This is a genomic window from Campylobacter sp. 1569 (assembly GCF_024723675.1).
GTDB lineage: Bacteria > Campylobacterota > Campylobacteria > Campylobacterales > Campylobacteraceae > Campylobacter_D > Campylobacter_D jejuni_C.
In genome coordinates this window covers 1-14,523 of the sequence record NZ_JANQDB010000004.1, presented here as the reverse complement: position 1 = coordinate 14,523, position 14,523 = coordinate 1, and the positions used below count along the sequence as shown (strand labels likewise).

Annotated in this window: 14 protein-coding genes; 1 reads left to right on the top strand and 13 read right to left on the bottom strand. The window is 28.2% G+C overall.

The window, feature by feature from the left end; genetic code table 11:
* The first annotated feature begins 122 nt into the window (after positions 1-122).
* The gene (locus CAMP5060_RS02810; protein ID WP_337217868.1) at positions 123-1,631 is read left to right on the top strand and encodes an SGNH/GDSL hydrolase family protein; all 1,509 of its coding nucleotides are present in this window, start codon (positions 123-125) and stop codon (positions 1,629-1,631) included.
* Here CAMP5060_RS02810 and kpsS read toward each other — a convergent pair.
* Genes kpsS through CAMP5060_RS02745 form a run of 13 tightly spaced genes read right to left on the bottom strand, consistent with a single transcriptional unit; the run spans position 1,628 to position 14,498 of the window.
* Positions 1,628-2,806 (bottom strand): capsule polysaccharide modification protein KpsS, encoded by a 1,179-nt coding sequence (kpsS, locus tag CAMP5060_RS02805; protein WP_337217867.1) that lies wholly within the window; start codon positions 2,804-2,806, stop codon positions 1,628-1,630. The two genes, CAMP5060_RS02810 and kpsS, sit on opposite strands and share 4 nt — an antisense overlap.
* Entirely contained in the window at positions 2,803-4,830 is a 2,028-nt protein-coding gene (locus CAMP5060_RS02800) for a capsular polysaccharide biosynthesis protein (protein WP_337217866.1), read from the bottom strand. Before CAMP5060_RS02800 ends, kpsS begins: the two co-directional genes overlap by 4 nt.
* Before the next feature lie 38 nt (positions 4,831-4,868).
* Positions 4,869-5,738, bottom strand: coding sequence for a TylF/MycF/NovP-related O-methyltransferase (locus CAMP5060_RS02795; protein WP_337217865.1), 870 nt, complete (start codon positions 5,736-5,738; stop codon positions 4,869-4,871).
* Positions 5,735-6,451: a glycosyltransferase family 2 protein gene (locus CAMP5060_RS02790; RefSeq protein ID WP_337217864.1), complete on the bottom strand. Its 717-nt coding sequence runs from the start codon at positions 6,449-6,451 to the stop codon at positions 5,735-5,737. Before CAMP5060_RS02790 ends, CAMP5060_RS02795 begins: the two co-directional genes overlap by 4 nt.
* Complete coding sequence (locus tag CAMP5060_RS02785) at positions 6,448-8,019, bottom strand: capsular biosynthesis protein (RefSeq protein WP_337217863.1); 1,572 nt, start codon at positions 8,017-8,019, stop codon at positions 6,448-6,450. Before CAMP5060_RS02785 ends, CAMP5060_RS02790 begins: the two co-directional genes overlap by 4 nt.
* On the bottom strand, positions 8,013-8,411 hold the full coding sequence (locus CAMP5060_RS02780) for an HAD hydrolase family protein (RefSeq protein WP_337217862.1): 399 nt from the start codon (positions 8,409-8,411) through the stop codon (positions 8,013-8,015). The genes CAMP5060_RS02785 and CAMP5060_RS02780 overlap by 7 nt, the downstream gene beginning before the upstream one ends.
* A 3-nt stretch (positions 8,412-8,414) precedes the next feature.
* Positions 8,415-9,086: a D-glycero-D-manno-heptose 1-phosphate guanosyltransferase gene (hddC, locus tag CAMP5060_RS02775; RefSeq protein WP_337217861.1), complete on the bottom strand. Its 672-nt coding sequence runs from the start codon at positions 9,084-9,086 to the stop codon at positions 8,415-8,417.
* Positions 9,074-9,679 carry a D-sedoheptulose 7-phosphate isomerase gene (gene gmhA2, locus CAMP5060_RS02770; protein ID WP_263659401.1) on the bottom strand — a complete coding sequence of 202 codons (606 nt, stop codon included), beginning with the start codon at positions 9,677-9,679 and terminating at the stop codon, positions 9,074-9,076. The genes hddC and gmhA2 overlap by 13 nt, the downstream gene beginning before the upstream one ends.
* Complete coding sequence (gene hddA / locus CAMP5060_RS02765; protein WP_261545018.1) at positions 9,667-10,686, bottom strand: D-glycero-D-manno-heptose 7-phosphate kinase; 1,020 nt, start codon at positions 10,684-10,686, stop codon at positions 9,667-9,669. The genes gmhA2 and hddA overlap by 13 nt, the downstream gene beginning before the upstream one ends.
* Positions 10,687-10,688: 2 nt before the next feature.
* Positions 10,689-11,720, bottom strand: a complete 1,032-nt coding sequence (locus CAMP5060_RS02760; RefSeq protein ID WP_337217860.1) for a GDP-mannose 4,6-dehydratase — start codon at positions 11,718-11,720, stop codon at positions 10,689-10,691.
* A 39-nt stretch (positions 11,721-11,759) separates the two neighbouring features.
* Positions 11,760-12,821, bottom strand: coding sequence for a GDP-L-fucose synthase family protein (locus tag CAMP5060_RS02755; RefSeq protein ID WP_337217859.1), 1,062 nt, complete (start codon positions 12,819-12,821; stop codon positions 11,760-11,762).
* 51 nt (positions 12,822-12,872) lie between these two features.
* A complete protein-coding gene (locus CAMP5060_RS02750) occupies positions 12,873-13,952 on the bottom strand; it encodes a GDP-L-fucose synthase family protein (RefSeq protein ID WP_337217858.1) in 1,080 nt (359 codons plus the stop codon).
* On the bottom strand, positions 13,953-14,498 hold the full coding sequence (locus tag CAMP5060_RS02745; RefSeq protein ID WP_337217903.1) for a dTDP-4-dehydrorhamnose 3,5-epimerase family protein: 546 nt from the start codon (positions 14,496-14,498) through the stop codon (positions 13,953-13,955).
* Positions 14,499-14,523: the final 25 nt, after the last annotated feature.

Sequence of the window (14,523 nt, the reverse complement as noted above, 5' to 3'; positions counted from 1 at the left end):
GCTAAAGTTGTTATCTTTGTCAAATGCTTATTTAAAGGCAAAATGAGGGGTTTTTACTCTGAAATTATTCATTAAAAAATATTTTATAAAATAAATAAAAATTTATAAACAAGAAAGAACTTATGGATGTAATCTTACTAGGTGGTAGCAATAGTGTAGTTAAAAATGGTCTTAGAATAGGTCTTGAAAATAAAGACATTACACTACATAATTACGCTTTAGGGCTTAGCACTTCTTTACAAAATCTTTATGAGTTAATACGCCATGAAAAAACTATAATCAAAAGTGATTTTCTCATTAGCGAATCAAATATCAACGATTATCTAAGTCCTATGAATTTAAATATCATACTTAGAAATATTGACTATTTTTACGAAGAACTTTACAAAGCAAATAAAACTACAATAGTACTTATACTCCCCATACCAGCTTGTAATGATAAATCAAAAGCTATCAATGAAGCTCATAGGAAAAATTGTGCTTATTATGGTTTTAATCTAATTGATGTAGACTTTTACTACCAAAAAAATAATCTTTATGATTTTGATCAAAGCTATAAATTCCATCCTATGCCACTAGCTATGCAAGAGCTTGGAAAAAACATCGTTAAAAATTTACATAACTTTAAAAAATCCAAAGAAAATATCATTTGCTCAAAAAGAAAATATCATATCTTTGCACCTTCAAATTTAACCAAAATAGAGCATAAAAACTCATTTTTTTGTGAAAAAACTACAAAGATTAAAACTAATGAAAAAATTATTTTTCCAAAAGAGTTAAAAGACTATCAAATCTTAGGCATACATACTTGGAATCACACTAACTCATCAACCCATGCTATATCATCTATAAGTATTGAAAACTCATCTTTTAAATTAATAAAAAATTTTGGACTTATCAATACTTTTCAAGATATACAAAATGAAAAAGCAATTTGTGATGAGCAAACCTTTTTGTATGTTAATACGCAAATTATCAAGCAAAGTGAGGAAAGTTCTGGTTTAAGTACAGCAAATGAAAAAACACCAAGACTTGATTATGTGGATTTAATAGGAATTTTACTTTTAGAAAATGATAATGATAAAAAAAATGAATGCAAAATTCATCTTACAAATACTCATGATTCTTTAATACCACCCATAGCATTTTATAAGGAATTAGCATTAGAATACCATGAACTAAAAAAACTTGATATGCAAACATTTTTACAAAGTCAAAATCATAATCTTTTGCGTTTTTTAAATCACAAAGGCTTAAAAAATGAATATGAAGTATTCATCCATCAAAACAACCAACTTTATGGAGCTAGCTTAAGGATAAAAGATAGATTAAGCTATAAACTTGGGGAAGCTATCATGAAAAATAGCAAAAGTTATTTGGATTGCTTTAAAATACCCTTTGAACTAAGAAAAGTTAAAAAAGAACATTTTAAAAATCAAAAAGTTCAAAAAAATCTACCACCACTAAAAGCCTATGCAGACTACAAACACGCTCAAATAGCCAAAACACACTTGCCTTATCTTTTAGGTAATGCACTTTTGCAAGCTTCAAGAACCCCTTTTAAAATAGGCTATTTAAGCTTACCTTTTAAACTGAAAAAAATTGCAAAAAACTATAAAAAGAAAATTTAATCTAAACTAGTATTTTTGAAAAAATTTCCATTGATTTGGGTTTTATATATCACATAATTTCTAAATTTAGCATGTAAAACAGCATCAGGTTTATATGCCCTGCACTCTTTCCAAAAGGTATGCAAGCTTTTTTGATAAGTCAAACCTTCTATATCATAAAAAGCTTTTCCTATAACTTTTAAAGGGCTATTGTGATATAAAGCAGAAAGTCCTACTGTGCTATTTATGACTATAGTACCCCTTGCATTGATTAAGAGCGTAGGTAAGTGTAAGTCATGTACATATAAAATTCTGCCCTCGACATTGTATTTTAAGCTCAAATCTTCTATAAGCTTTGTGTAATCCCTATAACCACGGTCCATAGGATGGTGTTTAAAAACTAGGTATGACTTTGCTTTGGCATGATTAGCAAAAGAGATAATCACTTCTTCTATAAATTTTTCTGTAGTTTTTTTATAATGATGGGAGAGTTGAGTATCATTGTGTACTTGCAAAATAGCTAAAAAATACTTTTGTTTTAGGGAAAGAATTTTTTCATTTAAACTTTTTTCTGTAATTTTGTATTTGTTTTTTCTATATACTGAACAAAGCCAAGGTAAAAAGTCAAATAGCTTTAAACTTCTATGATGTAAAGAATTATTAAAATACCAAGAAAATAAAAAAGCAAAAAGCCAGTATAAAAATGAAGCAAAAGCCATATTTTTAAAAGTGCTTGAGAAAGTTTTAAATTTAAAATCTTTGTCAAATTTTTTCTGATTTAGATAAAATTCTTTTTCTCTTGGTAAAGTGGAGTTCGCATTCACTCCATCTTTTTCAAAAGTAATGAAGTTTGGTCTTATATAACCTTCTTCAAAAATCCATACTTCAATACCCATTTGCTTAGCAACACTGATGGCTATCTCATGTACTTTTCTACAATCATTATACATAATGATAACTTGAATTTGTTTTTCTTCAAAAAGCTTTTTATAAAATTCTTCAAGCTCGGCTAAACTTTTAGTATAATTAATGCTTTTAAAAGGATAAAAGAAAAAATCTCCGCCATTAAAATTTACTTTATAAACCTTAGCTTTTGGAATTTTTATAGCAATTTTACGAAAAAACCCTCCCACAGGTCCTTGGAGCAATAAAACATTTTTACCAGAAAATTTTTTTAACTTTTTACTTAAATTCATCTAATCAAAATAAATTCTATCAATCTTCTTATTTTTCTTAATATATAAATTCTTATATCTATAAACCAACGCAAATAAAATTTAGAAAAATAATCTTTTTGCATTTTTAACATTATATCTAAAGCAAGCTCAACTTCACATAAATTTTTACTTTTTGGATGGATGTATCTTGGATAAAGGATCAAAACTCCCGCAACCAACTCTTCTAAACTAAGCATTCTTGTGCGTCTTGGGATTTGATGTAAATCTGTAGTCAAACCCCAACCTGCATAAAAAGGTTTGCCATAGACCACTACTTTTTTACCACGCAAAAGAGCATCAAAACCGCTTGTAGAGGTTATAGTATGTACTTCATCACATGCATTTATAGCGCTATCTATACTGACATTTTCTATAATCTCATCACAATATTTTAAAATAATGTTTTTATCTTTTAAACCTTTGCGATTACCGCTTAAAACATCAGGGTGGGGTTTAAAAACTATAAAGGCGTTTTCATTGACCTCTCTTACACTTTGTAAAAGTTTTAAGGTATCATAACCTGCACCACCTAAGATCATAGAAGCGTCATCTTCTACTTGAGCAGGGATTAAAATCACTTTTTTGTTGGTATTAAAATTTAATTTTTCATGTTTTAAACCATTATACTTTGAAAATTTATTGCGTGTAATGGTAGAGATGAGTTTTTTAGCTCTTTGTTTTAAACTCTCATCAAAAATGTGATTTTGCAAAATATCTTCTAAATCACTTGGTTTACTTGAATCAACATACAAACCTTTACTATCTACTATCAAAGAAAAAGGGCGTGTGAGATCTGAACCTAAAAAAACAGAGCGTAAAAAGCCATCTTCTACTAAGAAAATTTCATTATTAAAATCTTTAGCTAGCAAAGCTTTATCATACTTTTTACCCCAAATGAAAATTTTATCTTCATGGTTTAAATTCGCTTTATAAAGCTCATCAAGTGAGTTTAAAAAAATGATTTTATTATTCTTGGCTTTAAAAAATGGCTTCATAAACCAACGTTTCCATAAAGTAAAACCTAAAAAATACAAAGTATTAGAATTAGCTTGTTCTATCTTTTTATATTTTGCTAGAGTATGAATAGTGTCAAAAATATTGCTTTTTTGATTTAAATAAGGATTAAAATACTCACTATATAAAATATAAGTAGCATAAAAAACCTCTTCCAAAGTTCTTTTTTTAAGCCTTCTTTTACACACTTGTTTATCTTGCGTTAAACCCCAGCCTGCATAAAATGGCACGCCATAACATACACATTCGCGTTCTAACATCAAAGCTTCAAAGCCCATACCAGAAGTCTTAGTATAAACTTTTTTAAAATGACTTAATAATTCTATAGGATTATAATTTTCTTTTATAACTGCACATTTACTTGGTAAATCTTGTGCGTTAAAATCACTTTGTTTTTTACCACTTAATACATCAGGATGAATTTTAATGTATATTTTAGCATTTGGATTTTCTTTGATAACTTCATTTATAATATCTTGAGTTGAAAAACTATCAGCTAAACCAAATTTAAGAGAAGTATCATTTGCTACTTGAGTGATGATTAGTACACGTTCTTCATTAACACTAAAAAGCTCTTTTGGTATACAAAGATTATTGTTATACTTGCTAAGCTTTTCTTTTTTTATAAGTTCTATAGCTTTTTTTGCTTGCTCTAACTCTTCAAAACTAAACTCATAAGTATTTAAAATATTTTCAAGTTTAGATGGGGTCGTGGCATCATAGTAAATTCCCACATCATCTTTAACGATAGAAAAACTCGGGCTTTTCTCTACTCCTAAATTTAGTGAGCGTAAAAAGCCATCTTCTAGAAGTAAAAATTTTGCACTATATTTTTTAGCTAGTTCTATAGCTTTTAAACCTGACTTTTTCCTACCCCAACCTACAAAAGTATTATCTTTATTTATATTTTTATAGCTCCTATATAAAAATACTTTATAAAAATTCTCAATATTTTTTTTTAATTTTTTTGATGTAGTGCAAAATTTCATAATATCTCTTTAATTCAAAAAGAGATTATAACAAAAAACTATTTAAAAATTGCTACACTAAAAGCATCTCCTATTGGTAAACATCTCAAATTCATTTTTTGGCAAAATTCATCAACCGCTTTCTTTGCTCCAGTATAGTACGGATGAAAATAATCATGAATTAAAATAACACCATTTTTCACAAGTCTTGGATAAAAATATTCCAATCCCTCTAAAATAGGTTGATACAAATCCACATCAATATTTACAAATTTAAATTTTTCATCTTGTGAAATTTGAGCAACACTTTCTGGGAAATATCCTTTTACAAAACAACATTTATCCAAGTAGAGCATTTGTTTTTTTACAAAATCAAGTGAAGTGTTACTAAAATCATTTGTATTAGCTTGCCTAGCTAAACCAGTTTCTTTAATGATATCTTTTTCACTAAAGCCTTCAAAAGTATCAAATAAATAAAACATATCATCTTTAAAAAATCTATTAATTTCTCTTGCTGTTTTTCCTCTAAACACACCTAATTCAGCCACAGCTCCTGTAATATTTTCTTCCTGAAACCCTAAAGAAATAGTTTTTATAAAATTTAGTCTAGCATAATAAGGAATAAAAGTTAAACTAAGATCGATTTTATCATCACTAATACCATAATTTAATAACGTATTTTTTATTTGTGCTATATATATATCAACTTCAGTTCCAATAAATATCTTATCAACCTGCATATCAAGTAAAATATCTGGATCATATATTATATAATCTTTATTATCTACTTTAATATACCCTCCCCCATTAATAGTATGTTTTCTTGGGTCTGTATCAATAAAACCTAAAATTTCGTAATCATTGTTTATAAACCACGCAATTTGGATTCCCAATTGAGCACTTCCATAAATAAATACTTTTTTTATCATATTAACCTTTCATATTCTTGTGGTGTTCCACAAAATATTATATCATTTATATCTATTCTATTATATCTTATATCTTTTTTCTGATCAATTAAATAATTATACATAGGTGCTATATAAAATTCATTTTTTACTAATAAATTATTATTTTTTACATATCGAAAAACCTCTTTAAAATCTTTAGTTTTTTTAAAATAATATAACCCGCTACTACATAAATTTGAAATTCTATCTTTTTCAGCAGTTTTTAATACTCTATTATTTTTTCCAGGTAAAACAAAAGACCACTGCTCTCCATCTGCTTCAAACACTTCTAAATAACCATCTACTTCATCATTTTTTATAAATTCTGGAAAGATAAAATTAAATCTCAAAGTATCAATATTAAAAATTAATATTTCTTCCTCGTCTTGTATATTTGCTTTTTCTAAGCCAAGCATAACCGTATGTGCCTGACCTAAAGTTTCATTTTGCAATTCAATACAAATTTTTGTATTAATTCCTAATTTTTGACACTCATTTTTTATAAATTCTTTTGTGTTATGTATATCTCTATAGATAAATAAGAAACTACAATTATCAAAATATTTTTTAAATCCAAAAACTACATTATAAAATACGCTTTCTTTTTGAAGTTTAAGCATATATTTTGGCAACTCATAACCTGCTTTTGCAAATCTCGAACTAAGTCCTGCCATAGGAAAAACAATAGTCATAACAGACCCTTATCTTTGAAATAAAAATATAATCTAAAAATATTAGCAAATAAAGCTTTCTGCCTATTTTTATTATCAGCATGCAAAGGAAGCATCGATACAAAAAGATGAATAACAATAGAACAAATATTTTTATTGATATTAAAATATTTCAGAAATTCATCTTGAATTTTATTAACATTATTGTTTACATCTATAATAAAAAATATTTTATCTTCATTGATTACACACTCAACAAAATCAAAAACAATAAAATCATACAATCCTAATACAGAGTGAGCTAACTTCGCATAATCATAATTTTTATCACCATATATTGTTATATTTTCACAAAAATCCATACCTCTTGGATCAAATACTTTTACAAAACCAGATCTAAAATCAAACATTATATTACTAAAGCAAAAATCACCATGAATCGCGCAATATTTACCATTATCTTCAGATAAATATAAATTTACCTCATTTAATATTTCTTGCAAAGATATAGGTTTTTTATCATTAAAATAATATTTTTTATTTAAAAAATCTATATCTGCTTCTACAATATTTCCTTTGTACTGTAATAAATTTAATCTATCTAGCGTTTTTTCATTATAACTAAATATAATATTTTTATTTAAATTACCTTTATATTTATGAAGTTTTTTTAAAAAACTACTTATAGATATAAAAATATTTTCCCATACGTAATATGGCAAACTACCAAAAACAAATAATTCAGCTAATGTATTATTACACAAATATTCTATTTTATAAGCCATATTACTTTGTATTTTAAATTTAGGTATATGAACATCAAGTTCTTTTGGAAAATTTTTAAACCAATTAACCTCTGCTTGAATTTTATCACTCCAACTTGAAGATTTTATAATATATCCATCATCACAAAAAATTAAATTATTAAAAGATCTCTGAGTACTAATAATTTTTTTAGAATGAAAATAATTAGTTATTAATCCAAAATCCAACCATGAATTATTAATATAGCATTCGAACGAATATTTATCAGAATACTTTTTCAATCCTTCTATAAAGGAATACTGACTTTCAATTATACATTTTATTAAAAAATATGGCTTTTTAATACTTATAAATCCAGATAATACTAATTTATTTTCTCTTTTTAAATTGTTCTTTATTTTATAATTTAATTTATTTTTATTGAACAAATATTCCCATCTATAATTTTCTTTTGCCTTTGAAACCACCAATGAATTATCATCAAACTCCAAAAAATCAAAATAAGTATCCCCATACAATATATATAGGTTTTCCTTAATTGGAGAATTCATATTTATAACATAAATCAACGCTTCGCTTAAACTAAAATTACTGGGAATATAAAATAATTCAACATTTAAACTGCTAATTTTTTTTAGTTCATATTGGTTTATATGAAAATCTTGAGGGACTGTTAAAATAATTTTATCCTTTAAATTTTTAAATAAATTTATTTGATACTCGTACAAACGTTTACCACCAAGAGGTAAAAAAGAAGGTGGAATTTTACCAAATTCTAAATCAAAATCTGATGAACAATAAGCCGATGACATTATAACTACCATTTATTACCTCCATCTTTATAAGGATTTTCTTTTTTTAAGATATCCAAAATTTCATCGTAGGAATATTTTATAAATTCGGAAGGTCTTATAGCTTTGTCATCCACATAAAAGCCATCGAAACCACACCACGGCTTTCCAATAATTATATCATCATATGGAACACTATTTTTATCAAGCCATTCTATAATCACTGGTAAAGTATTTTCTTGAATTTTTTTAAGATCTCCATTATAAGTCCTCATATTTCTGCTAGTAAATATCACTATTTTAAAACCTATTTCCTTGTAATATCGTAATTGCTTTAAAAAATCTTTATTGATGGGCTTATTCTGATAGGAAACATCAGCATCCAATGTCAATGTACCGTCTAAATCAATTATTAATTGTTTCAATATCTACACCTTTCTCTCACCTGCAAACCTTCTATAATCTTGCGGTATCCCAATATCAACAAAATAATCATCAAAAATTTGGGTTTGTATTTTCAATACTTTATGATTTTTTTGCAAAAATTCCTCAAAAGAAAATTTTTTCTCTAAGTCAAATTCATCAAAAATATCTTTTTTTAGCAAGTATATACCACCATTGATTAGACCTTGCTTTTTAAACACCTTTTCTTCGAAAGACATTATAATGCCTTGACTATCAACATTTACAGTACCATACCGGTCAAAATTTTGCATTTGTTTTAGTGCGATACAAATTTTACTATCATTTAAAACAAGCTTTTTTAGATCAATATCAAATATAGTGTCACCATTTAAAATATAAGCTTGACTTTGTATCAATTTCAAGGCATCTTTTATAGCTCCACCTGTACCTAAAAGCTCTTTTTCAATATTATAGTATATTTTTATACCATCGAATTCATCTTTAAAGTATTCTTGGATAAGTTCGTATTTATACGAAACACTTAAAATAACTTCGGTGATTCCTTGTTTTTTTAAATACTCCAAAACAAAGGCTAAAAATGGCTTTCCATTAATGGGCGCCATAGGCTTTGGAAGATCTTGCACTACGCTTTTTAACCTTGTGCCAAGACCTCCTGCTAAAACTATAGCTTGCAATCAAACCCCTTGCCAAAAAGTTCTTCTTCTACTATAGCACAGATGATATGTCCTATTAAAATATGCGCTTCTTGAATTCTTGGTGTACACGATGATGGCACTTTGATACAATAATCACAAAGCTCATTCATAGCACCACCACTAGCCCCGGTTAAACCTATGCTTAAAATTCCTTTTTCTTTACAAATTTCTAAAGCTTTTAGGATATTTTTACTATTTCCACTTGTAGAAATTCCTATAAAAACATCTCCACTCACGCCTTGTGCTTGCACTTGTCTTGCAAATAAATTTTCATAGCCATAGTCATTACCAATAGCCGTTAAAATACTCGTATCAGTACTTAAAGCAATACTTGCAATACCAGGTCTATCAAAGTAAAATCTACTCACAAACTCCCCAGCTATATGCTGTGCATCAGCTGCACTTCCTCCATTGCCTGCTAGTAAAGTTTTATTGCCATTTTTATAGGCGTTGATCACTTTTAAAGATACCTCTTTAATTAAGCTGATCATATCATTATCATTTAAAATCTTAGTTTTGATATCAATTGAATCACTAAAATGAGATTTTATATATAAATTTAAATTTTCCATGATTTTGCTCCTTCTTTAGTGAAGTAGAATTCTTGCACATATCCTTGTTGCTCATTTAGAATTTTTTTAAGTTTATATTTTTTTATAGGATCAACCATAAAAAACATAAACCCTCCAGCGCCAGCTCCGCTTGTTTTACCGCTATAGGCACCATTTTCCATAGCTAAGTGATAGATTCTTTCAAGCTCATCATTACTAACTATATCAGAAATGATCTTTTTTGACTGCCATGACTTACCTAAAATTTGAGCTATTTTATCAAAATCAGCTCTAAATAATGCTTCTTTCATATCTAGCGCATCTTGCTTTATCGCGTGCATAGCATTAAGAGAGTTTTCATCTCCTAGCTTTCCTTTTTTATGCTCTTCTATATCTTTAGCTTCTCTAGTGATATTTGTAAAATAAAGTAAAACTCTAGCTTCAAGTTCACTTGCTATCCAATTTTTAATGCGTAAAGGGTTAACTATAACTCTTTTTTGATCATAAAATTCCATAAAGTTAAATCCACCAAAAGTTGCAGCATATTGATCTTGTGCACCACCCACTATAGCCATATCCTCTCGTTCAATCTCATACGCCAAACGCGCGATTTCATACTCACCTAAAGGTAAATTTAGCCACTCAGCAAATACTTTGATAATACCCACAACCAAAGTAGAGCTACCGCCAAGCCCACTACCGCTTGGCACATCTGAATAAGTATGTAATGAAAAACTTAAAGGTTTTTTAATATAGTCTTTTACTAAACGATTATAAATTGCCTTATAAAGATCTAGTTTACCATCATTTTCTAAAAAATCTTTGCTTTTATATTCTACTTTTATATTTGTATCTGATGAATCAAAAATGATTTTCCCATCTTCTCTTTCTACTAAAGTACAGTGCACATACAAAGATATTGTCGCATTTAAAACATAACCCGTATATTGATCACAATACAAATTAATATCAGTACCCCCGCCGGCTAAACCTAAACGCAATGGGGTTTGAGAACGAATTATCATGATTGCTACCTATTAAGTGGGATTCTACCCATAGAGATTTCTTTTCTCCAATGATTTAGCAAATCTTCAAACATCTGCCTAGCTGGAATTTCTGGCTTCCAATTGATATAGCTTTTGATTTTAGTATTGTCAAACATTTGATAGTCTGCATCAATAGGACGCAATCTCTCTTCATCTTGTTCTACTTTAATATCCTTTCTTATAGAAAAACTCAAAAGTATATCAATAACCTCAGGAAGTTTAAAGGCCTCTTCACCTGCTATATTAAAAGCCTCACCACAAGGAACTTTTCCTTTTTCACTTTCTAATGAGAGTAAATAATAAGCCCTTATTGCATCTCTGGCATCTTGAAAAGTTCTTACACTTGATAAATTTCCTACTTTGATAATAGGCTCTTGATAACCCGCTTCAATCAATGCGATTTGTTTTGCAACCGTACTTTCAAAAAATACATCAGAGCGTCTTGGCCCACTATGAGTTCCCATTCTAGTGACATAAGTTTTTATGCCATAAGCCTCACCATAAAATCTTCCCAAATAATCTGTACCGATTTTACTTATACTATAAGGACTTGCGCCATGAAAAGTTGTATCTTCATTTAGCTTAACACCTGCTTTTGCTCTACCATAAACTTCACTAGAAGAGCACACATGCACTACAGGATCATAACCATCTTTGGCTTTTAATAATCTGATATTTTCTAAAATATTTGCTGTACCTATGATATTAGTTTGTAAGGTTTCTATAGGTATATCAAAAGAGGTTTTTGGGTAAGACTGTGCGGCTAAATGAAAGATCACATCCGGTCTTTTGCTCTCAAAAAGTTTTTGAATACTTGAATAATCATTCAAATCAGCATAAAAAATGCTGATTCTATCTTTTTTATTAATCCTATCACTTAGATGATAGATATTATCCATAGGCTCTTGCCAACGCATCATACCTATAACATCATAGTTAGTATTTTCTAGTAAAAAGTCCGCCATTTGCGAGCCAACTTGACCCGTAAAACCTGTAATTAATGCTGTTTTTTTCATAAAAAACCTCTTTTTTACTAAAAATTATAACATTTTATCTTAATTTCTTACATATTTTTGGTTTAAATACCAATCATACATCATTCTAATACCTTCTTCGAGTTTGATTTTATGTTTCCAACCCAAAGAATGGATTTTATCACAGCTACCAAGTTTTTGAAGAGTCCCCTCTGGTTTTGTACTATTGTAAAATATGTCTCCTTTAAAATTAATAATTCTATTTACCAGAGAAACCAAATCTTTTATTGTTATATCTTTACCAGAACCTATATTAATATGCGTATTTCTTATTTCTCTACATTGAGGATTATACAAGTCACTAAAATTGATATTTTCCATCACATAAATACAAGCACCTGCCATATCATCAGCATGTAAAAATTCCCTTCTTGCATTTCCAGTTCCCCAAATTTCAACTTTTTTTTCACTAATACCAAATTTTTGAAGATATTCTTTAGCTTGACTGATATCATCCATCTGTACATCTTTTAATACAAGATCATACCTTTTTTCATTAAGTAATTTTGCTAAATGAAATTTTCTAATCAATGCTGGTAATACATGTGATTTTTCTAAATTAAAATTATCATTTAAACCATACAAAGAACAAGGCATAACAGAAATAAAGTTTGTATTGTATTGCAAATTATAAGATTCACACATTTTAAGACCCGCTATTTTAGCTATAGCATAAGGTTCGTTTGTATATTCCAAAACACTTGTCAAAAGATGCTCTTCTCTCATAGGCTGAGGACAATTTTTGGGATATATACAAGCTGTTCCTAAAAATAGAAGCTTTTTTACATTATTTAAATAAGCACCATGAATAACATTATTTTGAATTTGTAAGTTTTGATATATAAAATCAGCTCTATAAGTATTATTAGCTAATATCCCACCTACTTTAGCAGCACACAAAAATACATACTCAGGCTTCTCTTTTTTAAAAAAATATTCCACAGCTTGTTGATTTGTTAAATCTAGCTCTTTGTGAGATTTTAATATAAAATTTTTATAACCTTGTTCTTGTAATTTCTTTAAAATAGCTGAACCAGTTAAGCCATTATGTCCAGCTATGTAAATTGCGGAGTTTTTTGTCATGCCACCTCCTTATAAGCATTACTATAAAGAGAATGAATACAAATTATATTTCTATATCCCCCCCCCCTGTGAAGTTTTTATTTCTTTAGTGCAATCATTTAAATACCAATTATACATCTTTCTAATACCTTCTTCAAGTTCAATTTTATGTTTCCAACCCAAGGAATGAATTTTAGAACAGTCCATTAAACGATCCATTGTACTATCTGGTCTATTAGGATTAAAAACCAACTTTCCTTTAAACCCAACAATTTGTTTAACCATTTGAGCAACTTCTGCTATACTATAATCAATACCTGTTCCGATATTAATATGCGTATTTTCTATTTTTCCATCTTTTTTATATAGATCGGAAAAATTTATATTTTCCATAACATAAATAGCAGCATCGGCTAAATCATCACTATGTATAAATTCTCTTCTAACTTTTCCTGTTCCCCAAATTTCTACACAATCTTTTAAAATTCCAAAACTAGCTAAATATTTTTTTGCCTCAACAAATGTTTTCATTTTCATATCTTTTAAAATTTCTTCTTCTTTTTGTTCTTGTAGTAATTTAGCCAAATGAAATTTTCGAAGCAAAGCTGGTAATACCCTAGATTTTCCAAAATCAAAATTTGCTTTTGTTCCGTAAAGATTATTTAAAACCAAAGTTATAAAATTAGTCCCATATTGAATATTATACGATTCGCACATTAATGCTCCTGATATTTTTGCAATACCAAATGAGGTTGCATTATATTCCAATACATCAGTTAGCATACTCTCCTCTTTAATAGGATTAATGGTTTTCTCGGGGTACATATAACCTGATCCAAAAAATATCAGTTTTTTAACTCCGAATCTAAAAGATTGGTGAATTATATTATTTTGTATAGTGGTGTTCTCATATATAAAATCTGCTCTTTGGGAAACATTGGCAGCACCACATGGCAAAACTGCTGTTAAAAAAATATATTCAGGTTTTTCTTTTTCAAAAAAGTCAATCACGGCTTGTTGATTTAGCAAATTAAGCTCTTGTCGTGTTTTAAAGATTAAATTTTCATATCCTCTTTTTTTTAAGTTTTCCACCAAAGCTGTACCAGCAGTACCTTTATGTCCAGCTATATAAATTCTAGAATCTTTATTCATCTATTTTCCTTTTTTTGTAGCTAAAATATCTCTTTCTGAGAGAATTGGTGAATTAGTTGGCCAGTCGATATTTATTCTCTCATCATTCCAAGCATATGTAAATTGTTCTGGAGCATCTAGATATTCACCATCATAAGCAAGTTTATAGTAATAGACAGCATCTTTTGAGCTAACATAATGCGAATTTCCCATATTTGGTGGTAATAAAATCATTTGTTGATTATTCTGATTAATAATAAATTTTTCCCATTTTAAATAAGTTGATGAATTTTTTCTACAATCAACCACAACCTGATGAACTTCCCCATAAACACAAGTGACAAGTTTCCAAGTTTTAATATCACCATGTATGCCACGCAAAACATTAAAATGTGAATTTATAAACTTATCGTGCTTAAATTTTAAGTCTTTTGGAATAATATCACCTAAAATTTCTTCGGTAAAAGCTGTCCATATTTCACCTCTTAAATCTTTAAATTTATTAGGAGTTATTATATACACTCCTTTTAAAATTTTTGATTCTTGTATATCAAATTCTATAGTCATTTTTATCCTTTTATTTAAATTGCTC